The 21,181-nt window shown below is 64.0% G+C and carries 24 protein-coding genes; 6 read left to right on the top strand and 18 right to left on the bottom strand.

The window, feature by feature from the left end; genetic code table 11:
• Positions 1 to 2 precede the first annotated feature (2 nt).
• Positions 3 to 653, top strand: coding sequence for an aspartate/glutamate racemase family protein (locus tag IVB54_RS27155; RefSeq protein ID WP_018457005.1), 651 nt, complete (start codon positions 3 to 5; stop codon positions 651 to 653).
• Here IVB54_RS27155 and IVB54_RS27160 read toward each other — a convergent pair.
• Positions 650 to 1,297 carry a TetR/AcrR family transcriptional regulator gene (locus tag IVB54_RS27160; RefSeq protein ID WP_018457006.1) on the bottom strand — a complete coding sequence of 216 codons (648 nt, stop codon included), beginning with the start codon at positions 1,295 to 1,297 and terminating at the stop codon, positions 650 to 652. The genes IVB54_RS27155 and IVB54_RS27160 overlap by 4 nt on opposite strands.
• A gap of 135 nt (positions 1,298 to 1,432) precedes the next feature.
• Between IVB54_RS27160 and IVB54_RS27165 the strand changes: the two genes are divergently transcribed.
• From IVB54_RS27165 to IVB54_RS27180, 4 genes are all read left to right on the top strand, one after another.
• On the top strand, positions 1,433 to 1,642 hold the full coding sequence (locus tag IVB54_RS27165) for a ferredoxin (RefSeq protein WP_007607931.1): 210 nt from the start codon (positions 1,433 to 1,435) through the stop codon (positions 1,640 to 1,642).
• A 67-nt stretch (positions 1,643 to 1,709) separates the two neighbouring features.
• Entirely contained in the window at positions 1,710 to 2,933 is a 1,224-nt protein-coding gene (locus IVB54_RS27170) for a cytochrome P450 (RefSeq protein WP_018457008.1), read from the top strand.
• Between the two features lie 54 nt (positions 2,934 to 2,987).
• Positions 2,988 to 3,650: a sulfite oxidase-like oxidoreductase gene (locus tag IVB54_RS27175; RefSeq protein WP_247363474.1), complete on the top strand. Its 663-nt coding sequence runs from the start codon at positions 2,988 to 2,990 to the stop codon at positions 3,648 to 3,650.
• Positions 3,651 to 3,675: 25 nt separating this feature from the next.
• The gene (locus tag IVB54_RS27180; protein WP_247368208.1) at positions 3,676 to 4,899 is read left to right on the top strand and encodes a bifunctional alpha/beta hydrolase/OsmC family protein; all 1,224 of its coding nucleotides are present in this window, start codon (positions 3,676 to 3,678) and stop codon (positions 4,897 to 4,899) included.
• Positions 4,900 to 4,909: 10 nt separating this feature from the next.
• On the opposite strand, the gene IVB54_RS27185 is transcribed toward IVB54_RS27180, so the two are convergent.
• Entirely contained in the window at positions 4,910 to 6,340 is a 1,431-nt protein-coding gene (locus IVB54_RS27185) for a PLP-dependent aminotransferase family protein (protein ID WP_247777522.1), read from the bottom strand.
• Between the two features lie 101 nt (positions 6,341 to 6,441).
• Here IVB54_RS27185 and IVB54_RS27190 point away from each other — a divergent pair, with 101 nt between their 5' ends.
• Complete coding sequence (locus IVB54_RS27190; RefSeq protein WP_247363476.1) at positions 6,442 to 7,356, top strand: DMT family transporter; 915 nt, start codon at positions 6,442 to 6,444, stop codon at positions 7,354 to 7,356.
• On the opposite strand, the gene IVB54_RS27195 is transcribed toward IVB54_RS27190, so the two are convergent.
• The 16 genes from IVB54_RS27195 to IVB54_RS27270 all read right to left on the bottom strand — a co-directional run bounded on the left by IVB54_RS27195 (position 7,335) and on the right by IVB54_RS27270 (position 21,157).
• Complete coding sequence (locus tag IVB54_RS27195) at positions 7,335 to 8,393, bottom strand: YeeE/YedE family protein (RefSeq protein ID WP_247363477.1); 1,059 nt, start codon at positions 8,391 to 8,393, stop codon at positions 7,335 to 7,337. The two genes, IVB54_RS27190 and IVB54_RS27195, sit on opposite strands and share 22 nt — an antisense overlap.
• Positions 8,394 to 8,395: 2 nt before the next feature.
• Complete coding sequence (locus IVB54_RS27200; RefSeq protein WP_247363478.1) at positions 8,396 to 9,400, bottom strand: zinc-binding alcohol dehydrogenase family protein; 1,005 nt, start codon at positions 9,398 to 9,400, stop codon at positions 8,396 to 8,398.
• Positions 9,401 to 9,479: 79 nt separating this feature from the next.
• A complete protein-coding gene (gene paaK, locus IVB54_RS27205; protein ID WP_247363479.1) occupies positions 9,480 to 10,811 on the bottom strand; it encodes a phenylacetate--CoA ligase PaaK in 1,332 nt (443 codons plus the stop codon).
• Positions 10,812 to 10,839: 28 nt separating this feature from the next.
• Entirely contained in the window at positions 10,840 to 11,289 is a 450-nt protein-coding gene (paaI, locus tag IVB54_RS27210; RefSeq protein ID WP_247363480.1) for a hydroxyphenylacetyl-CoA thioesterase PaaI, read from the bottom strand.
• A gap of 55 nt (positions 11,290 to 11,344) precedes the next feature.
• Positions 11,345 to 12,427, bottom strand: coding sequence for a 1,2-phenylacetyl-CoA epoxidase subunit PaaE (gene paaE, locus IVB54_RS27215; RefSeq protein WP_085352162.1), 1,083 nt, complete (start codon positions 12,425 to 12,427; stop codon positions 11,345 to 11,347).
• Positions 12,428 to 12,429: 2 nt separating this feature from the next.
• On the bottom strand, positions 12,430 to 12,933 hold the full coding sequence (paaD, locus tag IVB54_RS27220; RefSeq protein WP_018457018.1) for a 1,2-phenylacetyl-CoA epoxidase subunit PaaD: 504 nt from the start codon (positions 12,931 to 12,933) through the stop codon (positions 12,430 to 12,432).
• Positions 12,927 to 13,697, bottom strand: a complete 771-nt coding sequence (paaC, locus tag IVB54_RS27225; protein ID WP_085352161.1) for a 1,2-phenylacetyl-CoA epoxidase subunit PaaC — start codon at positions 13,695 to 13,697, stop codon at positions 12,927 to 12,929. Before paaC ends, paaD begins: the two co-directional genes overlap by 7 nt.
• On the bottom strand, positions 13,697 to 13,984 hold the full coding sequence (gene paaB, locus IVB54_RS27230; protein ID WP_008136594.1) for a 1,2-phenylacetyl-CoA epoxidase subunit PaaB: 288 nt from the start codon (positions 13,982 to 13,984) through the stop codon (positions 13,697 to 13,699). Before paaB ends, paaC begins: the two co-directional genes overlap by 1 nt.
• 10 nt (positions 13,985 to 13,994) lie before the next feature.
• Positions 13,995 to 14,987 (bottom strand): 1,2-phenylacetyl-CoA epoxidase subunit PaaA, encoded by a 993-nt coding sequence (paaA, locus tag IVB54_RS27235; RefSeq protein WP_166520826.1) that lies wholly within the window; start codon positions 14,985 to 14,987, stop codon positions 13,995 to 13,997.
• 76 nt (positions 14,988 to 15,063) lie between these two features.
• Complete coding sequence (gene paaX, locus IVB54_RS27240; protein ID WP_247363481.1) at positions 15,064 to 15,930, bottom strand: phenylacetic acid degradation operon negative regulatory protein PaaX; 867 nt, start codon at positions 15,928 to 15,930, stop codon at positions 15,064 to 15,066.
• Positions 15,931 to 16,022: 92 nt separating this feature from the next.
• Positions 16,023 to 16,793, bottom strand: a complete 771-nt coding sequence (locus IVB54_RS27245) for an alpha/beta hydrolase (protein ID WP_018457022.1) — start codon at positions 16,791 to 16,793, stop codon at positions 16,023 to 16,025.
• Positions 16,794 to 16,994: 201 nt separating this feature from the next.
• Entirely contained in the window at positions 16,995 to 18,281 is a 1,287-nt protein-coding gene (locus IVB54_RS27250; RefSeq protein WP_018457023.1) for a DUF445 domain-containing protein, read from the bottom strand.
• A 165-nt stretch (positions 18,282 to 18,446) separates the two neighbouring features.
• Complete coding sequence (locus IVB54_RS27255; protein ID WP_247776527.1) at positions 18,447 to 18,902, bottom strand: phasin; 456 nt, start codon at positions 18,900 to 18,902, stop codon at positions 18,447 to 18,449.
• A 202-nt stretch (positions 18,903 to 19,104) separates the two neighbouring features.
• Positions 19,105 to 19,698, bottom strand: a complete 594-nt coding sequence (locus IVB54_RS27260) for a GNAT family N-acetyltransferase (RefSeq protein ID WP_166517674.1) — start codon at positions 19,696 to 19,698, stop codon at positions 19,105 to 19,107.
• Positions 19,695 to 20,777, bottom strand: a complete 1,083-nt coding sequence (locus tag IVB54_RS27265; protein ID WP_026233284.1) for an alpha/beta fold hydrolase — start codon at positions 20,775 to 20,777, stop codon at positions 19,695 to 19,697. Before IVB54_RS27265 ends, IVB54_RS27260 begins: the two co-directional genes overlap by 4 nt.
• Entirely contained in the window at positions 20,774 to 21,157 is a 384-nt protein-coding gene (locus IVB54_RS27270; protein ID WP_018457027.1) for a hypothetical protein, read from the bottom strand. The genes IVB54_RS27265 and IVB54_RS27270 overlap by 4 nt, the downstream gene beginning before the upstream one ends.
• Positions 21,158 to 21,181 lie beyond the last annotated feature (24 nt).

Consider the following 21,181-nt stretch of genomic DNA (forward strand, 5'->3'; position numbering starts at 1 on the left):
CAATGACGAAGTCTCCTCGCATCGCGCTGATCCACGCCCTCAAGCATTCCATCGCCCCGATCGAAGCTGCGTTCGCGAAGGTGTGGCCGGAAGCGCGGCTGATGAACCTGCTCGACGACAGCCTGTCGTCGGATCTGGCGCGTGACGGCAAGCTCAACGATGCCATGACCGAACGCTTTCTTGCGCTCGGCCACTACGCCGCGGCGACAGGCGCGGACGCGATCCTGTTCACCTGCTCGGCCTTCGGTTCCTGCATCGAGGCGGTTGCGCGCGCACATGCGCCGATGCCGGTGCTCAAGCCGAACGAAGCCATGATCGAGCGCGCGATGACGATGGGCCGGCGGATCGGCCTGCTCTCGACCTTCCCGCCGACGCTGGCTTCGATGCCGCCGGAATTTCCGGCCTCCGTCCAGATCGTGCCGAAACTCGCCGAAGGCGCGCTGGCCGCGCTCGACCGTGGCGACCGCGCTACGCATGACCGGCTGATCGTGGAAGCCGCACGCGATTTGCGCGATTGCGACGTCGTCGCGCTCGCGCAGTTCAGCATCGCGGCAACCGCGCCTCTCGTGGCAGAAGCCACCGGCCGCCCTGTCGTGACCACGCCCGACAGCGCCGTCGAGAAGCTGATGAAGCTGTTGGCGGCGAGGGCTTAAGCGCCAGCCTGTTTCCGGCGCCGCGCGCCTTTGATCGCCGCCGCAAGCGCGGCCTTGGTTTCACTGACAAAATCCTCGACCAGGTCTTCGCGCGTGGCATGGGCCGCCTCGCCGGTGAACAGTCCCTGCTCAGCCAGCATCACCACGCCGTGCACCGCCGCCCAGATCTTGAGCGCCTGCCGCTCGCGCAGATAATCAACGGCCGGGGCTTCCAATGCGTCGACCACGAGCGCAAAGGTTTCGCGGGTCGCTTCGTGCAGCTCGCTGCCTTTCGCCGCACACGACACCGTGCGCGAGGCGAACATCAAGCGGTAGATGCCATTGCGGCGTAAGCCGAAATCCAGCGTCGCCTGCGCCAGCAGCGACAGCTTCGACCGCTTCGACGGCTTTGCCATCGCCGCCCGCAATATCCCGTTGAGCTGCCGGAACGCCTCCGCCGTCACCGCCGCAAGCAGCGCCTCGCGATCGGCGAAATGCCGGTAGGGCGCCGGCTGCGAAACACCCAGCTGCTTTGCCAGCGCCTTGATGCTGATCGCCTCCGTCCCGCCCTGCTCGGCTTCGCGCAGCGCGGCCTTGATCAAGGCGTCGCGGAGATCGCCGTGGTGGTAGGTATTCTCGGGCTTGCGGGCAAGTTGTGAACGCATGTTGCGCAGAGCCTATAAGTTTGCGCTTGACAGGGGAAGCCTGCCGCGAATGTAATAGCCTATAACTTGAACAAAAACTCAAATGGGAGCGCGCGCCGCCTTCGGGCCGGAGTGCACACCATCGAGGAAGCCGCCATGACAGAGCGACTGAGGGTTCACGTTGATCCCGACAAATGCCAGGGGCACGCGCGCTGCAAGGCGCTGGCGCCGGAGCTGTTCGAGCTGGACGAATACGGCAACGCCCACGAAGCCGGCGACGGCACGGTCCCGCCCGGCCTCGAAGACAAGGCCTGGCTCGCCAAGTCCAATTGCCCGGAAATCGCGATCGACGTGATCGAGGAGTAGCGCGCCCGCTTCTGCCCGCGTGCCTTCCGCGACCACGAGCCCCCAAGGGATTTCGAGGGATTTCGAGATGTCCGACATCAGCCAGCCCACCGCCCATCCGCCCGTGACCGACTGGGTCCATGATTTCGACCACACCGATCCGCAATGGACGGAAGATCCCTTCCCGATTTGGGACGAGCTGCGCGCCGCAAGCCCGGTCGTGCATACCGAACGCTTCCTCGGCTGCTACATGCCGACGACCTATGAGGCAGTGCGCGAGATCGCCAACGACAGCGAGCATTTCTCCTCACGTCGCATCATCGTCCGCGACGTTCGCCCGGAGATCACCAGCAGAAACTCCGCCCCGCCGATCACGTCCGATCCGCCGGTGCACAAGCCAGCCAAGCAATTGCTGCTGCCGCCGTTCACGCCGGACGCGATGAAGAAGCTGGAGCCGCGGGTGCGCGCGATCTGCAACGAGTTGATCGACGGTTTCATCACCGAAGGCCGACTGGACGCGGCAGAGCGCTACACCAAGCACATTCCGGTTCGCGCGATCGCACACATGCTCGGCATCCCCGAGACGGACAGCGATCTCTTCATCCGATGGATCCACATGATCCTGGAACTTGGCATCAAGGACGAAAACACGTTGCTCCAGGCGGTGCACGAGATGAGCGCCTATTTCAGCGCCCATATCGAAGCGCGCAAGAACAAGCCAACCGACGACCTCATCTCCTACCTGATGAATGCCAGGGACAAGGACGGCAATCCGCTCGAGGATTCGCATGTGCTGGGCTCGCTGCGCCTGCTCCTGATCGCCGGCATCGACACTACCTGGAGCGCGATCGGCTCCTCGCTCTGGCACCTTGCCCGGACGCCCGCCGACCGCGAGCGCCTGGTTGCCGAGCCCGAGCTGATCCCGACCGCGGTGGAGGAGCTGCTGCGCGCCTATTCGCCGGTGACGATGGCGCGCGAAGTGGTCAAGGAGACCACGATTTCGGGCTGCCCGGTTAAGGCAGGCAACATGGTGCTGCTGTCCTTCCCGGCCGCCAACCGGGATCCGAAAATGTTTCCGGATGCTGACAAGGTCGTAATTGACCGCCGCGAGAACCGCCACGCCGCCTTCGGCCTCGGCATCCACCGCTGCGTCGGCTCGAACCTTGCGCGCATGGAGATGCAGGTTGCGCTGGAGGAATGGCTGAAGCGCATTCCGGACTTCGCCCTCGATCCGGCAGGCACGGTGACCTGGTCCCAAGGAACCGTCAGAGGCCCCCGCCAGTTGCCATTTTTGCTTGGAAAGGCAATGTAGACCTCTCCAAACAGTGATACGGAGAGGCCGGACTTGCACCGCCACGAGTAGCCGATGGCCGAAGACAACGAGCCGCCCGACAGCAAGCTGACGCGCACCAAGGAAAAATGGGCGCGCGAGGGCCGCTTTTTGACAGGCAAGATCACGCGCCCGGAAGATCAGCGCCTGCCGCCCGGTCAGCATCTGACAAAGGACTGGCCGGTGCTCGATCTCGGAGTCGTACCGCCGATTTCGCGCGAGCACTGGCGGCTCGACGTCTACGGCGCGATCGAGAACCCCGTGTTCTGGACCTTTGCCGAGTTCGCCGCCCAGAAGCAGGCGCAGTTCATCTCCGACATCCACTGCGTCACCACCTGGTCGCGCTACGACAATGAGTGGGAGGGGCTCGCCACGCGCGAGCTGCTCGCGGCCTGCCAGCCGCACCCGGACGCGCGCTTCGTCGTGTTGCATTCCCATGATGGCTACACCACCAACCTCGCGCTGGACGACTTTGCCGCCGAGGACGCATTGCTCGCCCATAGCTGGTCCGGTGAGCCATTGTCGGCCGAACATGGCGGCCCGGTACGGCTGGTCGTGCCGCATCTGTATTTCTGGAAGAGCGCCAAATGGGTTCAGTCGATCGAATTCCTGACCGAGGACGCGCCGGGCTTCTGGGAAGTCCGTGGCTACCATAACCGCGGCGATCCCTGGGCAGAGCAACGCTATTCGGGCGACTAGGTTCAGCAAGGAACGGGGGAAACCCATGCCGACAGAGCGCTTTCAATTCACCGGCGAAGGCGGCCATCAGCTTTCGGCCGCGCTGGAGCTACCCGACGGCGAGCCCGGGGCCTTCGCGCTGTTCGCGCATTGCTTCACCTGCGGCAAGGACACGCTGGCCGCCAAACGCATCTCGGTCGCGCTGGCCGCCAAGGGCATCGCGGTGCTGCGCTTCGACTTCACCGGGCTCGGCTCCAGCGAGGGGGATTTTGCCAATTCGACGTTTTCCTCCAACGTTGCCGATCTCGTGCGCGCCGCCGATCATCTGCGTAGCGTCCGCAAGGCGCCGTCGATTCTGATCGGTCACAGCCTCGGCGGCGCCGCGATCCTTGCGGCAGCAGGACGAATCCCGGAAGCCAAGGCGGTTGTGACCATTGCGGCACCATCCGATCCCGCCCACGTCACCGGCCTTTTCAAAGAGCATCTCGGCGACATTCGCACGCAAGGTGAGGTCGAAGTCTCGCTTGCGGGACGCCCGTTCCGGATCAAGCGCGAATTCCTCGACGACGTCGCCGAGCACGAGCTGATGAAAGACGTCGCCGGCCTGCATAAGGCGCTGTTGGTGATGCATTCTCCGGTCGACGATACCGTCGGTATCGACAATGCGACGAAGCTCTTCGTCTCCGCCAGGCATCCCAAGAGCTTCGTCTCGCTCGACCATGCCGATCATCTCCTGACCAAGCCGGCCGACGCGCTCTATGCAGCCGACGTGATCGCGGCCTGGGCGAGCCGGTACATCGACGCGGCCAAACCTGCGAAGGCGATGGATCTCCCCGAGGCGCCGCGCCGGGTCGTGGTGCAGGAGACCCGCAAGAGCAAGTTCAACCAGACCATCTCCGTCGGTCCGCATCAGCTCGTCGCGGACGAGCCGGTCGCCGCCGGCGGCGAGGATGCCGGCCCTGGTCCTTACGATCTCCTGCTCGCTGGCCTCGGGGCCTGTACCTCGATGACCATGCGCCTCTATGCCAACCGCAAGTCGTTGCCGCTCGATCGTGTCACCGTCTCACTGAAGCATTCCAAGATCTATGCAAAAGACTGCGCGGAATGCGAGACGCGCGATGGCATGCTCGACCAGATCGAGCGCGACATCGCGATGGACGGCGCGCTCGATTCCGAGCAGCGCAAGAAATTGATGGAGATCGCCGACAAGTGCCCGGTGCACCGGACGCTGACGTCGGAAATCCGCATCGTGACCAAGGCCGAGGATTAGCGCGACTGCGCTAGAAGCACGACGCCATTGTTCGCACCGCCGCGGTGATCTCGCTCTCGCGCCAGGCCGCGAAGCCGAGCAGCAGGCCGTGGTCGCGCGGCCTGCCCAGTGCCAAGCCGGACAGGGCACGCGTTTCAACGCCCGCTTCGACCAGCCGCTTGACCGCCACCTGATCAGCGCGACCGCGCTTGAGACGCGCGACGAGCTGAATGCCACCGGGGGGCACTTCGGCAGAGAGCACATCGCCCAAATGGCGCTCCAATCCCTCCACGAGGTGATCGCGGCGGGCGTGATAGATCCGGCGCACCCGGCGCAGATGCGCCAGGAAATGCCCGTCGGCAATGAACTCGGCCAGCGCCTCCTGGATGTGGCTCGCGGCGATCAGTCCGATGTGCCGCTGTACGATCTCGAGAGTACCGACCATGGCCGGCGGTACGACGAGGTAGCCAAGCCGGATATCCGAGGTCATGACCTTGGAGAACGTGCCGACATAGAACACGCGGCCGTGGGCATCGAGTCCCTGCAAGGCCGGCACCGGCCGGCTATCATAGTGGAATTCGCCGTCGTAATCGTCCTCCACGATCCAGGTCTTGCCGGGCCTGCTCAGGCCAAGAAACTCCCTGCGGCGCGAGAGCGACATCAGGCGGCCGGTCGGGTGCTGATGCGACGGCGTCATGAAGATCAAGGTCGGGGCCGCCAAGCCACGAATCCGCTGCATGCCCTGCTCGTCCAAACTCATCCCGATCACGCGCGCACCGGATGCGCGGAAGGCGGCCGCGGCGCCGGGATAGCCGGGATCCTCGACCCAGACATCGTCGCCGGGGGTGATGACGGCGGCCGCGATCAAAGTCAGCGCAGCCTGCGCGCTCGGCAGAATCAGGATCTGATCCGCCGTCGCGCGCACGCCCCTGCTGGTCGCAAGATAATGCGCCAGTGCCTCGCGCAGGCGCGGCCGATTGACCGGTCCGAGCTCGCGCCTCGCCGCGCGCACAGCGCTGCGGCGCAGGCAGCGCGCCCAGACCTCGTTGGGAAACTCCCTGAAATCGCCATGTCCGGGACGCAAGGGTCTCGGTCGCGCCTGATAAGACATCGGCCAGTCGGTCTGCGTGAGGCTCGACGCCCAGGGCGAAAGCCGCGGCTTGCCAGGGCGTATGCGAGATGCGACGGCGCCAGCCTCTGTGACGCGCTCGCCGCCGTCGACCGCAACCATCGGACGGCGGCCGTGCGAGGCTTCGAGATATCCCTCGGCGGCGAGTTGCTCGAACGCATAGCTGACGGTGTTGCGCGAGACGCCGAGATCGCTCGCAAGCCCACGGCTCGACGGCAGCGTGCGGCCTTTGACGAGACGCCCGGTCGCGATCAAGCTTCGGAGCTGGCTCGTCAGTTGAGCCACCAGCCCCTCGTCGTCGGCCCGGTTCAGGTCGATCAGGGCGGAGATCATGCTGTCCGGAACTGGCACCCTATTCCTTTCCGATCTGGCACTGTTTCAGGTGCCAGACGAGATGCTATCCGCTGGACTGGACTGCTTCAAGGACCTCCGAAATGAACTCCCTATCCCCCCGCGCAGCCGTTGGCCTGTTTCTCATCGTCGTGCTGGCTTGGGGCATAAACTGGTCGGTGACGAAGCAACTCGTCCAATTCCTTCCACCACTGTGGGCTTCAGCGATCCGGAGTTGGATCGCGCTGGCTGGATTGTTCGTGATTCTCGGGCTCAGCAACAATCTGATGATTCCGGAGCGTCGCGACATCCCGGTGGTCCTGAGCGTTGCACTGCTGCACATGACCGTGTTCTCGGTCCTGGTTGCGGCCGGTGTGCGCTTCCTACCCGCGAGCAAGGCCGTTGTGCTCGGCTACACCACGCCACTCTGGGTCGCGATCGCCGCGCCGCTGCTCGGGAAGGACACTTTGACGGCGCCGAAGCTCGCCGGCGCGCTGCTGGGCCTGATCGGCCTGATCGTCATCCTGAACCCGGCCTCGATCGACTGGACCAACACCAATGTCGTGCTCGGCGCCGGCATGGTGATCCTGGCCGCGATCTCATGGGCCGCGAACATTATCTATATCCGCGCCCATCGCTGGATTGCCTCGCCGCTCCAGCTTCTGATCTGGCAAGTGCTCGTGGCAACCATCGTGCTATCGGTGAGCGCGACCATCGCGGATGGCCTGCCGCATGTGGAGTGGTCGTGGAGACTCGTTTTGCTGTTCCTGTATTCCGGGCTGATCGGGACGGTGCTCGCCTATTGGGCGATGTCGATGGTGAATAAGAGCATCTCGGCCCTGACGACCTCGCTCGGCACCACCGCAACGCCGCTCGTCGGCATCGCCAGCGCCGCGATCCTGCTGGGCGAGCCGATCGACATGAGTCTGGTGATAGCGGCCGCGCTGATCATCACCGGCATCGGGCTCGCAACGCTCGGCGATCGCCTGCTGCGTGGTCAGGCTACCGCGAAGGGCTGAACGCGCAGCATCCCGCGCAATCCCGCCGTCGTGCCGAGCAGGATGCCGGCGACGGCGACGAATGAGCCGAGCGCGAGCGTCGACACGCCGGTGAGCCCTTGGCCGATCGAACAGCCGAACGCCATCACGCCGCCGATGCCCATCAGTGCGGCGCCAGCCGCCGATCGCAGCATATGGCGTGGCGAGGAATAGCCTTCGAGATGGAAACGGCCCGTCGCAAGCGCGGTGACCAGACTGCCGGCGAAGACACCTGCAACCGTCGCGATGCCGAAATTCAGCGTCAGGCCCGTCGAGAGCATGGCATATTGCAGGCTGTCCGCGATCGGCGCGACGAAGGTAAGCGAGGTCACGGGGACGGGGTTGAAATCATCCGCGCCGAGATAGCCGGTGACGAACCAGCCGCCGGCGACGAGGAGACCGACGACGACACCGGCTGCAATCTGGCCGGGCGAACGTCGGAACGCTGGGTGCGCGAAAGCAAACAGGATCAGCGTGACGACAACGACAGCAGCAGCCATTGCGCGCGAAAGCGCTTCAGCCGGACCGAACATGGCGAACAATGACGGCAGCGAATTCACGTTGACCGTGGTTTGCGAGGCCTGGACCACGGCGATGCGCGCCGGCGCGATCAGGCCCTTGAGCGTCATCTGCGCGGCGATGGCGAGCACGACCACCACGACGAAGGAGCGGAGATTGCCACGACCGAGCAGCACCAGCGCGCGCGAACCGCAGCCGTTGGACAGTACCATGCCGTATCCGAACAGAAGTCCGCCGAGAAACAGCACCGGCGTCGAGAAGGACTGTTGCAGGTAAATCGACTTGCCGAGATTGACCATGCCGGTGCCGGCGAGGAACTGGCTCGCTGTGGTCGCAACCGCGATCGCCAGCGCATAGGTTCGGACCAACCGCCCATCCCCCTCCGACAACCAGCCGCGCATGCTGCTCATCAGGCAGAAGCCGCTGAGCAGGCCGACAGCGCCGTAGACCAGGCCGACGACGAGGCCGGCGAGGATGATGAGTTGGGGAGACGAATCCATGATCAAGGTTTCAGGATCACGCGATCCCGCGAGGAGCCTGCAACGGCGACATAGGCCTCCTTCGCGCGTTCGAGCGGATAGACGGCGTTCGCCTTGATCGGAAACGGTTTCAGGTGCCCGCTCGCGAAGCCCGGGCCGAGGTCACGCAGCACAGCGCCTGTCGCGATCGACGACAGGCCGAGCGTGTCGATGCCGACATAGGTGTGTTGCCCGCGGTAGAATTCGAGAATGTTGAACTGCACGATGCGGTCGATGGCGGCGATCAGGATCTGGCGGCCGCGAAGCGCGAGCGACTTGTGCGCCGCCTGGAAATAGGGATCGCCGACCGTGTTGAAGACGATGTCGGCGCCTTTGCCATCGGTCAACTCGCGCACGCGTGTGGCGACGTCGGTCGCGGAAGCGTCGATCACCTCGATGGATGCATTGGTGTGGCCCTCATAAGGTTCCGCCTTGCGCACCACGCCGATGATACGCGCGCCCTGCCAGGTCGCGATCTGCACCGCCGCCTGACCGACCTTGCCGTTGACGCCGAACACCAGCACCGTTTCCCCGGGCTTTGGAATACCGGCGCGGCGAAAACCCTCCATGGCGGTGACAAAGGGCACGCCGATGCCGGCGGCCTCCTCCCAGGACACGGTCTTCGGCTTCTCCACCACCGCGTCGGATTCAACGACGAGATGGCTGGCGTGAGTGCCGTCGCGGCGGATGCCGAGATCGCCGGAGGAGCCGAACACCTCGCGGCCCATCGTACCGGCCGGCCCGTCGATCACCACTCCGGCGTAATCGCGCCCCGGCGTGCGCGGGAAGATGGCATAGGCCATTAGCCCAGTCGCGGCCTTGACGTCGGACGGATTGACGGCGGCGGCCTTGACCTCGATCAGGAGATCGTTCGGACCGCGCGCGAGCGTATGAGGCTCGACGCGAGGTGCAATCCCAGCGGCGTTCTCGGCCTTGGCATTGAGGCGGACGCAGCGCGCCTCGACGGCTTTGGGATCGGCTGACGACATGGAAAAGATCCGCGATTTCTCGCGGGCCTTGTCGCCTTTGGGGGCGGTCAAGTCAATCCGTCAAGTCAATCCCGTCAACTCAATCCTTCGGCCGCTTGTCGTAGAGCCGCTTCGCCTTGCCGAGCGAGCGTTCCAGCGTCGCAGGCGCAACCACCCGCACGTTGGAACTGATCCCGATCGTGTTCTTGATATGGGTTGAGATCCGATCGGCATGGTCGAGGAGACCCCGGCCATCCCAACTCTCCGGCCGCGCCTCGGCAATGATGGTCAACTCGTCCATGCGTCCTTCCCGAGTCAATTCCAGAATGAAATGCCCGCCGCACCAGTCGGTGGCGAGCAGAACCTCCTCGATCTGGGTCGGGAACAGGTTGACGCCGCGCAGGATGATCATGTCGTCCGAGCGCCCCGTGACCTTCTCCATCCGCCGCATGCCCGGCCGCGCCGTGCCCGGCAGAAGCCGCGTCAGGTCGCGGGTGCGATAGCGGATCACCGGAAAGGCTTCCTTGGTGAGCGATGTAAACACCAGTTCGCCCTTCTCCCCGTCGGGCAGCACCGCACCGGTGTCGGGATCGATCACTTCGGGATAGAAATGATCCTCCCAGATATGCAGGCCGTCCTTGGTCTCGATGCATTCCTGCGCGACGCCGGGGCCGATCACCTCGGAGAGACCGTAGATGTCGGTCGCATCCATGTCGAAGGCATCTTCGATCTCGCCGCGCATCGCATTGGTCCACGGCTCCGCGCCGAAGATGCCGACCTTGAGCGAGCATTGGCGCGGATCGAGCTTCTGACGCTTGAACTCGTCGAGGATCGCCAGCATATAGCTCGGCGTCACCGTAATGATGTCGGGCCGAAAATCGTTGATGAGCTGCACCTGCCGCTCGGTCATGCCCCCGGAGATCGGCACCACAGTGCAGCCGAGTTTTTCGGCGCCGTAGTGCACGCCAAGCCCGCCTGTGAAAAGACCGTAGCCATAAGCATTGTGGATGATCATGCCGGTGCGGCCGCCCGCGGCGCGGATCGAGCGTGCCATCACGTCCGACCAGGTGTCGATGTCGCGTTGCGTATAGCCCACCACGATCGGCTTGCCCGTCGTGCCGGAGGACGCATGCACGCGCACCAGTTTCTCACGGGGCACGGCAAACATGTTGAAGGGATAATTGTCGCGCAGGTCCGTTTTTACGGTGAACGGAAATTTCGCAAGCTCCGAGAGCTCGCGAAAGTCGGACGGGTGCACGCCGGCCGCGTCGAAGGCCTTGCGATAGTGCGCGACGTTGTCGTAAGCGTGCTTCAGCGACCAGGCCAGCCGCTGCACCTGGAGTGCCATGATCTCGTCGCGCGATGCACGCTCGTGCGCATCCAGCTCGGCCTTATAGGTGTTGCCACCTTCCTTGAGCCTCGTCAGAGCCATCCTCGTTTCCCCGTATCATTGCTTTTCTTTATTGATCCTGCGCCGGCAGCCAGTTTCCGGGCATGACCCGCGAATGCCCGCGGAATTCGGCGATGACTGTATCGCCGGCGGTGACGCGCACGTCATAGATGCCGGAGCGGCCGCCACGCGTGACCTCGCGGGCCTTTGCGACGAGGCGATCGCCGAGCTTGCCTGGCTTGATGAAGGTGATCTGGCCCTGCGCCGCCACGACGCGGTCGTTGTGCGAGTTGCACGCGAAAGCGAAGGCGGAATCGGCCAGCGTGAAGATGAAGCCGCCATGGACGATGCGCTGACCGTTGACCATATCCGGCCGCACATTCATCGCCAGCGTCGCGAACCCCGGGCCGATCTCGACGATCTCCATGCCGAGTCCTTTGGAGGCATCGTCCTCCGCCCACATCGCATCGGCGCAGGCGCGGGCAATATCCTCGGGCGACAAGGCGGCTTTGACGTTCACGCGCTTCTCCCGTCCGATTGTTTGGACACGATGTTCTGCTGCCTGGCTAAAACTGTCAAACGTGGTCGTAGTCGACCACGACCCGCTCCGACGATGGCTTGGCCTGACAGGTCAGGACAAAGCCGGCCTTCAGCTCCCAGGGTTCCAGCGAGTAGTTGATGTCCATCGGCGCCTCGCCCTCCACCAGTTTGGCACGGCAGGTCGAGCACATGCCGCCCTTACAGGCGAAGGGCAGATCGACACCGGCGCGTAGCGCGGCATCGAGGATCGCCTCGTCCTCTGCCACCGGCACGTCGCGGCGCTTGCCGTCGATGATCAGCGACGCGATCGCTTTCGGCGGCGCGTCCGGCGCAACGATCTTCTTCGGCCGCGGCTTGCCACCGAACTCCGAGACAAACCGCTCGACATGGATACGCTCCTCCGCGATGCCGAGATCGCGACAGGTCGCCTCGATGTCCTCGCTCATGCCGGACGGACCGCAGATGAAGACGTGATCGACGCTTTCCGCCGGTACCAGCGAGCGCAGCAGCACCCTCACCTTGTCGCCGTCGAGCCGGCCGTGCAGGATCGGAATGTCCTGTTCCTCGCCCGAGATGACGTGGAAGATCGAGAGGCGGTCGATGAAGCGATCCTTGAGCTCTTCGAGCGCCTCGAGGAACATGATGTTGTCGGTCGTGCGATTGCCGTAGAACAGGAAGAAGCGGCTGTCGGCTTCGCGCGCGAGGACGCCCTTGACGATCGACAGGATCGGCGTGATGCCGGACCCAGCGGCAAAGCCGACATGGATGCGGCCGCCGCCGGCCGGCGGGATCACGCCGAAGCGTCCCGTGGGCGTCATCACGTCCAGCGCGTCGCCACACTTCAAATCGTCCGCTGCCCAGCTCGAAAACGCGCCTCCATCAACCTTCTTGACGGCGATCCGTATCTCGCCGTCGTCGGGGCCGGAGCAGATCGAATAGGAGCGGCGCACTTCCTCGCCATCCAGCATGGTGCGGAGTGTGAGGTATTGACCGGGCGTGAAAGCGTAGTCGGTCGCAAGCTCCGTCGGGATGGCGAATGTCAGCGATATGGCGTCCGACGCCTCGCGGCGGAGGTCGTTGACGGCCAGGCGATGAAAGCGTGGTGCGACTGCTGACATGGTCAATGACACTTGAAATAATCGAAGGGTTCGCGGCACGCCCTGCAGCGCCAGAGTGCCTTGCAGGAGGTGGAGCCGAATTCGGACAGCAGCTCGGTATTCGCCGAGCCGCATTGCGGGCACACAACGGCTTGCTCGCCGAACAGCGCGCGGCGTGAATTCGAGGCCTGCGGCGGTGCGATGCCGTAGGCATGAAGCTTCCGGCGGCCCTCTTCGCTCATCCAGTCGGTGGTCCAGGCCGGCGACAGCACGGTGCGGACCTTTGGACTGCGGAAACCGGCGCGCTCCAGCGCGACCTCGATTTCCAGCGCGATCATGTTCATGGCCGGACAGCCCGAATAGGTCGGGGTGATCGCGACCTCGACCTGATCGCCGTCGAGGACGACATCACGAAGCACGCCGAGATCGGCGATGGTCAAAACCGGGATTTCGGGATCGACCACGCTCGCCGCGGCATCCCAGGCCCGTCGGCGCAGGTCGCTATGGGGCTCCAGCACCGTCACCATGTCTGCCCCGGGAAGGTACGCTGTATCGATTGCAGCTCTGAGAGGAGATGGCCGAGATGCTCGCTGTGCCGGCCCACGCGGCCGCCCTGCTGCATCCAGTCGTTCTGCGGCAGCTTGAGCGTTGCTTCGCCGATCACATCCGAAAGTGTCGTCAGCCAACGACCCCGCAAGGTGCCTGGGTCTACGGCGATACCGGCATGGATCAAGGCGTGCTCGCCGTCGTCGACGGCAAACATCTCGCCGGTGAAAGCCCAGAGATGATCGATCGCAGCCTGCGCGCGGGCATGGCTCTCGTCGGTGCCGTCGCCGAGCCGGATCATCCACTCCGAGGAATGCCGCAAATGATAGGCACTCTCCTTCTCCGACTTCGCGGCAATCGCAGCGAGCGTCGTATCGCGCGAGGTCATCATGGCGCGCCAGTAGAGATCGGCGAAGGCGGAATAGAAGAACTGCCGCACCAGCGTCTGGGCAAAGTCGCCGTTCGGCTGCTCGAGGAGCAGCAGATTGCGATACTGCCTGACATCGCGAAGGTAGGCGAGCTTGTCTTCGTCGTTGTCCTTGCCTTCGGCTTTGGCTGCGTAGGTGTAGAGCTCGCGGGCCTGGCCGATGAGGTCGAGCGCGATGTTGGAGAGCGCCATGTCCTCTTCCATCATCGGCGCATGCCCGCACCATTCCGACAGGCGGTGGCCGAGGATCAGCGCGTCGTCGGCGCGGCGTAATGCGTAGAGCACCAGCGGTGTTTCGGAGACCTCGATGTTCGCCATCACATGTGTCCTACTTCCTCAGGCACCTCGTAAAACGTCGGGTGGCGGTAGATCTTTGATTCCGCCGGCTCGAACATCATGCCCTTCTCGGCGGGATCGCTTGCGGTGATCGCCGTCGACGGCACCACCCAGATCGAAAGGCCCTCACCGCGACGCGTGTAGATATCGCGGGCGGCTTGCAAGGCCATCGTGGCGTCGCTCGCATGCAGCGAGCCGACATGCTTGTGCGCGAGCCCGTTGCGGCTGCGAATGAAGACTTCCCACAGCGGCGTGTTCGGCGTGGCCATCGCGATCTCCCTACTCTGCCGCTTGTGCAGTTCGACGCTGCGCGCGCTTTGCGGCATTGCTAGCTGCCGCCTCGCGCACCCAGGCGCCCTCATCGTGCGCCTTGCGGCGTGCCGCGATGCGATCCCGGTTGCATGGGCCGTTGCCGGCGAGCACCTGCTTGAACTCGGTCCAGTCGATCTCGCTGTAGCGCCAGTGCCCGTCGGCGTCCTGAATCATGCCGGGATCGGGAATGGTCAGGCCGAGATATTGCGCCTGCGGCACGGTGGCGTCGACGAACTTCTGCCGCAGCTCGTCATTGGAGAAGCGCTTGATCTTCCACTTCGTCGAGGTGTCGCTGTGCTGGCTGGTGGCATCGGGCGGGCCGAACATCATCAGCACCGGCCACCACCACCTATTCAAGGCATCCTGCGCCATCGCCTTCTGCTCGTCCGAGCCACGGCACAGCGTCAGCATGATCTCGTAGCCCTGGCGCTGGTGGAACGACTCCTCCTTGCAGACGCGGATCATCGCGCGGGCATAGGGACCGTAGGAGCAGCGGCACAGCGGTATCTGGTTCATGATCGCGGCGCCATCGACCAGCCAGCCGATGGTGCCGATGTCGGCCCAGGTCAGCGTCGGATAATTGAAGATCGAGGAATATTTTGCCTTGCCCGCGAGCATGGCGTCGACCAGCTCTTCGCGCGAAGTGCCGAGCGTCTCGGCCGCGGCATAGAGGTAAAGCCCGTGGCCGCACTCGTCCTGCACCTTGGCGAGCAGCGCGGCCTTGCGGCGCAAGGACGGCGCGCGCGTGATCCAGTTGCCTTCGGGCAGCATGCCGACGATTTCGGAATGAGCGTGCTGGGAGATCTGGCGGGTCAGCGTCTTGCGATAAGCCGCAGGCATCCAGTCGTTCGGCTCGATGCGCTCCTCGGCATCGATGCGCGTCTGGAACTGCGCAGCCTTGGCCGCATCCTCGAGGCCGCGATCATCGGTCTCGGCCGTGTTCAGCGCCTGGGTATACATGCGCATCCTCCCATTTTATTGAGAGGCAATATATAACAAGAATAAGATCACGCAAGATATTTCTGTAACGTAACAATCAAGTCTCGAATCTCCTCTCCAGGAGTTTCCGCGCCAGCGGCAATGGCCCCTTTTCATTGGTCCCATGACCATCAAGCCATTGTTCCGATGGGACAAGCAGCGCGCGATAGATGTCGCCGCACAACGCACGGGCGGCCTTGCCTGGCCAGTTCGCCGGAAGCAGGCTTTCGGGCAGCAGCGGATCGCGCAGCACGACTCGGCGATAATGGTGGATCAGGAGGATGCGCGCCGTGAAGGCGTCGGCCTCGGACAAGTCGCTGCCGCGCGCGATCGCGGCGCGCAGCGGCTCGAACGTCTTCATGAACTTGAGATAGGCGTCCGCGGTGCGATCCAGCGGCCAGCTCGCACTGAGCAGCCGGCGACCACTGTCATCCTCGGCCGAGACCTCCAGACGGATGGCGCCCGCGGCCTCGCCGGGCACTGGCACGCCTGACGGGGCGACCCACACGCCCGGCAGCGGGCTGCCGAAGCCGGCATTGCGGAGCGCCTCGCGCGAGGCATCGCGATCCTCGCCATTGCCGATCAGAAGCAGCTCGAAGCGCCCGGTCCAGTCGGATGGCGGCGGATCGTAGATATGCCGCGTCGCGGCCTCGAATATCTGGCGGCCCTTGTCGGCCAAGCGGTAAAAACTATTGCGGCCGACCTTTTCGCGCGTCAGCCAGCCATCGGCAGCAAGCCGCGACATCGCGGTACGCACCACGCCGCTGTCGATGTCCAGGGTCTCGAAGAATTCCAGCAGCGTGCCGAGCCATACCGAACCGCCACGCGGCACGATGGCATCACCGAATACCGTGATGACGATAGAGCCGGTGCGCGACGGCTCGCGCTTGAGCTGATCGATGATGCGGGACAACGGATGCGCCATGCGCGAGGCATAGCGCGTTTGGTGCGGGCACGACAATGGACGGGTGCGACGCTCTTCTCCCTTGCCCCGTTCTTACGGAGAGAGGCAAAGAATTACCGATGCGGATCGGGATAGACCACGCTGCGCCAGCCGCTGCGGTCGAAGGGCCGCCAGCTGCCTTCCTTCTGCGCAAGGCGATCAGCCACCGCGAAGACGGCGGCGGGATGATGGCCCATGCCGCAATGGCTGCTCTCGATCTCGATGCTCTCGGTCTGCGCGCCCGTCTTCTCCATGCAGCCCTGCCAGGCGCAGACGCCGTCGGTGCGGCTGAAGATCGCCGTGGTCGGCACCGGCGGCGGAACGGCGAGATCGCCGCCGAACTGCGGGTCGACCTCGTTGGACTTCCGGCCGCTCGCCCATTCATAGACTCGCCAGGCATTGGTCGAATGCGGATCGCCGGCAAAGGGGCTGCCGAGCGTGATCACCTGGCGTACGCGGTCGGGCATCATCTTGGCGAGTTGGCGCGCATAGAGACCGCCGAGGCTCCAGCCGACCAGGCTGATCTTGCGGCCGTGCCTGTCGCTGAGCTCCTGAACCAGATCCACCATCGCGTGCTGCACGCCCTCGCGCAGGCCATAGTTGCGGCCCTGGCGCCAGCCGCTCACCGCATAGCCCTTGCCGGACAGAAAGGTGCGCAGTGCACGCGTGGACCCGTCGGAGGCCACGAGGCCCGGCAGAACCAGCACCGGATGCCCATCGCCGCGCGGCGCGAGGCTGAGCAGCGGCAGCGCGCCGAGGAAGGCGCCGAACTCGTGGATCGCTCGCCCTTCCAGGAACATCAGGGTGCGAGACGGCGGGCTCAGCGTCTGGGCAGTAGCGGTCATCCATGGTCCCCTTGGGAAAATTGCTGAAAAGGCCACCGGTTGTTTGCCGGCAAATGGGTATGGGATTCCAACACGCCGGCTTCTTGATCGTTCCGCAACGCAACATGAATCAGCTAGGCAGCGGGTTCCCGACATTCAAGCGGGAGACACCCCGGGCCACAATAGGCCCGCGCGTTAATGCTGACGTCCGTGACGCAAAAGTCACAACAATCGAAGCAGGAATTCTACGGAGTAAAGCGCAAGACCCGCCAGCCCGCCGATCAGCGAGCCGTTGAAGCGGATGTATTGCAGGTCGCGGCCAATGTTGATTTCGATCAGCGAAATCAGCTGCGCCATATCCCACGATTTGACCTGGTCGGAGATGAAGGTCGAGACGCCGCTCTTCTGGTCCGCGACGAAACTGCGCAGCACCGCGACCAGCCCCTTGTTGATCTCGCCGCGCAGCTCGGCATCGCCCGCAAGCGCTTCGCCCGCCGCGACACACATGCCCGCGAGATGATGCTGCAGCACCTGCGTCTCGCCGCTTGCACTACGTTCGATGAAGGACCGCGTATTGGCCCAGACGGTGCGGGCGAGATCGGCAAGCTCGGGACGCGCGAGCAGATCGCGCTTCAAGCCGTCGATGCGGTCGATATAGGCCTGGTCGGTGCCGAGCCGGTCGACGAAGCTCAGCACCATGCGATCGAACTCGCCGCGAAAAGGATGTTTGGGATCGCTGCGCACTTCATTGAAGAACGCGGTGGCGGAGGCCACGATCTTGTTCACCAGAAACTTGTCGGCGCGATAGAGCCTGAGCAAGGTTGGCAATTCCGCGCGCACCTTCTCGCGGATGATCGCCATCGTCTCGGTCTGGTTCAGCGTCTCGTGCATCACGCGCAGAAGATCGTCGAACAGGATCTGGTGCCGCCCTTCCGCGACGAAGCCGCGCAACGTGCCGGCCGCGAGCGGCGCCAGATCGACGGCCTGGAGCTGCGAGGACATGCGGCGGATGATGAAGGTCATCAGACCGGAGCTCTCGGTCGCGGAGACAGCCTCCGGCAGCAGGCGCAGCGCAAAGCGCGCGAGGTCATCGCTGCGCTTGCGATCGCGCAGCCAGTCGGCGACGAAGGAGCCGAAATCGATCTCCTTCAGCTTGGCCTCGACGGGAGCGGCCTCGAGGAAATGCACCTGGATGAACTCGCCGAGCTTGTCGGCGATACGGGCCTGGTTGCTCTGGATGATCGCGGTGTGTGGGATCGGCAGGCCGAGTGGACGCTTGAACAGCGCGACCACCGCATACCAGTCGGCGAGCCCGCCGATGGTCGCGGCTTCGGCGAAGGCCGCGATGAATCCGAACACGGGATGTACGGGCAGCAGCCATTTCGCAACGACGAACAGGACAAGCGTCGAGCCCAGCACCAGCGTCGCCAGCGCTTTCACGCGGCGCAATTCGGCTGCGCGTTCGGCGTCGCCGGGAGTGTCGAAAGAGAAGGCGCCTGATGGAGTCATCACAGCATCACCCTATCCGTCATTGCGAACGAAGCGAAGCAATCCAGAGTCTTTCCAAGGAGGCAGACTGGATTGCTTCGCTTCGCTCGCAATGACGGCTACGGCGGAATAACAAAAGGCCCGCCGAAGCGGGCCTCAAATTCAGTTTTTACTCAGGGGGCCGTATCAGGCGGTCTTGTTGTAGATCTTGGCAAAATTGTCCTGAGCGGACTTCGCACCGTTAGCGGCGAGCTTGCCGAAATAGTCGGTGGTCGCCTTGGCGCGCGAGACGAACGCTTCGCCGCGGGCGCGGAGCAGGCCGGACTGGATCTCGACAGCTTCGCTGAACGACTTGGCGGACGCGAGCTTGTCGATGCCCGCGAAGAATGCCTCGGCGTCCTCGTAGATCGCCTGCTGGATGTTGCGGCTGATCTTGCCGGCTTCGGTGACGGTCTCGGTCACCGCGTTTTCGACGGCGGCGGTCACGCGCTCAGAGCCAGCGAACACCTCGGCAGCACGGTCCTTGGCAGTGTTGGCGGACTTCTTGACGAACTCGCGGGCGGCCTCGGGAACTTCCAGGTTCTGGATGTTCTTGAACGCGTCCTTGAAGCCTTCGAAAGCGGTGTTGGTTTCGGTGGTCATTGGGGGTCTCTCCATCCTCATTGGTTGAGCTATGGGCTCACCCCGTCCGGTTTTGGCCCGGGGCACGGCTTATATGCCATAGTTAATGGTGCGATGCAATATCCATATTGCAGTGCGATATCACGAAACCGTGAATAGCCATGTTGAGAGGCATCTGGCGCCTCCCTGACCATCCGGGTTCCCGAACACCGTCCAGCGGTTCTCAATGCTGGACGGCGCCAAGCAGCCCATAGGCCTCCATCTGGGCCTGGACCTGCGCGATGTTGTGCCCGAGCACCACGATATCGTGGGTCTTGCCGTCGACGTCGCGAACATGGTCGCGCAGCAGTGCCTCGGCCTTGAAGCCAAGGCTCTCGAACAGCGTGATCGCCGCCTGCTGATCGACCGTCATTTGGACCGAGAGCTTCTCGAGGCCGGCCCCGAGCGCGAGGGCGAAGGTCTCCTGCGACAGCGTCCTTCCCACCCCCTTCCCGCGCACGTCGAGCGAAACCACCATTCGGATCTCGCCGACATGAGGCGACCAGGAGTGCGGATCGCGCACCAGCGTGCCGCAGCCGACGACCGTGCCGTCCCTGACCGCGAGCAGGCTCGTGATCGCGCCGCGCGCGATCTCCTTGACCCAGGCGGAGAGCACCTTCGGCTCACTGATGTTGCGCGGCAGGAACAACAGGTCGTGGGTCGGCAGGCCCTTGCCGAAGGCGAGCACCGCGGCTTCGTCCGCCGGGGACATCAGGCGGATCTCGATATCGCCCGCGTCCGTCTTCACATGGCGCGGATAGGAACGCTGCTCACTCATGTCGATCTCTTCCCCAGCCAGGAATCCAGTTTCGGCCACAGCCGCTTCACCGCATTGGCGCCGGCGACCAGCGAGACGTGACCGCCCTTCAGCATCACCTCCTCCTTGTCCTCCGATCCGATCTTGGCGATCAGGTGCTTTGCCGCCTCATACGGCACGATGTGGTCATGCTCGGCGACCGCATGCAGGAACGGCACCTTGATGTCCTCGAGCTTCGCCGCACGGCCGCCGACCGACATGGTGTCGTTGAACAGCTTGTTGTCCCACATCAGGTCCTTGGTGATGGTGCGGAAATATTCGCCGGCCAGCGGCAGCGTGTCGGTCGCCCAGCGGTCGAACATCCGGTAGGATTTGACGAACTCGTCGTTCCAGATGTTTTCCCAGAGCTGGATCTGGCTGACGGTGCGGGAGGCCGGGCGCAGCATCTCGAACGACGACAGGATCATCTCGGGCGGCACGTTGCCGACGCTGTCGACGAGGCGATCGACGTCGAAATAGCGACGGTCGGAGAAGTTCGAGAACAGCTTCATCTCGCGAAAGTCGATCGGCGTGGTGAAGCAGATCAAATTCTTCATCGGCCCATCCTTGTGGATCGAGCCGTAGAGCAGCGACAGCACGCCGCCGAAGCAATAGCCGATGACGGAGACGTCCTGTTCGCCGGAATCCTGCTGCACGCGGCGGATGCAGTCCGGGATGAAGTCGAGGACATAATCCTCCATGCGGAGGCTCTTCTCCTCCGGCCGTGGCGCGCTCCAGTCGAGCATGTAGACGTCGTAGCCGCGCTTCAACAGGAACTCGATGAAACTCTGGCCGGGCACGAGGTCGAGAATGTAACCGCGATTGGTGGTCGCCATCACGATCAAAATCGGAATTCGATAGATCTCGTCGGACATCGGTCGATAGTGGTAGAGGCTCATCGTGCCGCGTGAATGCAGCACGTCCTTCGGCGTCGACCCGAGCGTGGGGCCGGACGTCGAGAAATATTCGACGCCCTTGATGCTTCTCTGGATGGCGCGTTGCACCTCGGACTGGATGCGCTCCGGGATCCCTGCGAAGTCTAATCCGGCGGGTGCATTCATGTCTTCTCTCCGCCTTCAGACGGCGGGCGCTTGGTGCGCGGCGGGCGCAATGCAGTATCGGAGCCCTGAGAAATTCCGGAACTTGCCGCCATCTGGCTCAGCATCGACTTGATCTCACCGATCTGTCCTTCGATGGACTGTAGCCGTTCCGCAAGGCCGGTGACCTGGTCCCGGCTCGGCAGATTCATGGAGACCAGATATTTCTCCATGAGGTCGCCGAGCTGCTTCTGAGCACCTGCAGCAACGCCGCCGGCCCGGTTCACGGCTTGCGAAAACTCGGGCGACGACATGGCCTGATTGGCGAAGGAGTTGAACCCCTTCTCCATCTCGCCAACCATCTTCTGCCACATGGCAATGGGGTCGTTGCTTTTGTCGGTCATCGGCGTCCTCCTGAAAGCGAGAGC

Origin of the sequence: Bradyrhizobium sp. CW1 (genome assembly GCF_023100665.1) — a bacterium.
Classification (GTDB): Bacteria; Pseudomonadota; Alphaproteobacteria; order Rhizobiales; family Xanthobacteraceae; genus Bradyrhizobium; species Bradyrhizobium canariense_D.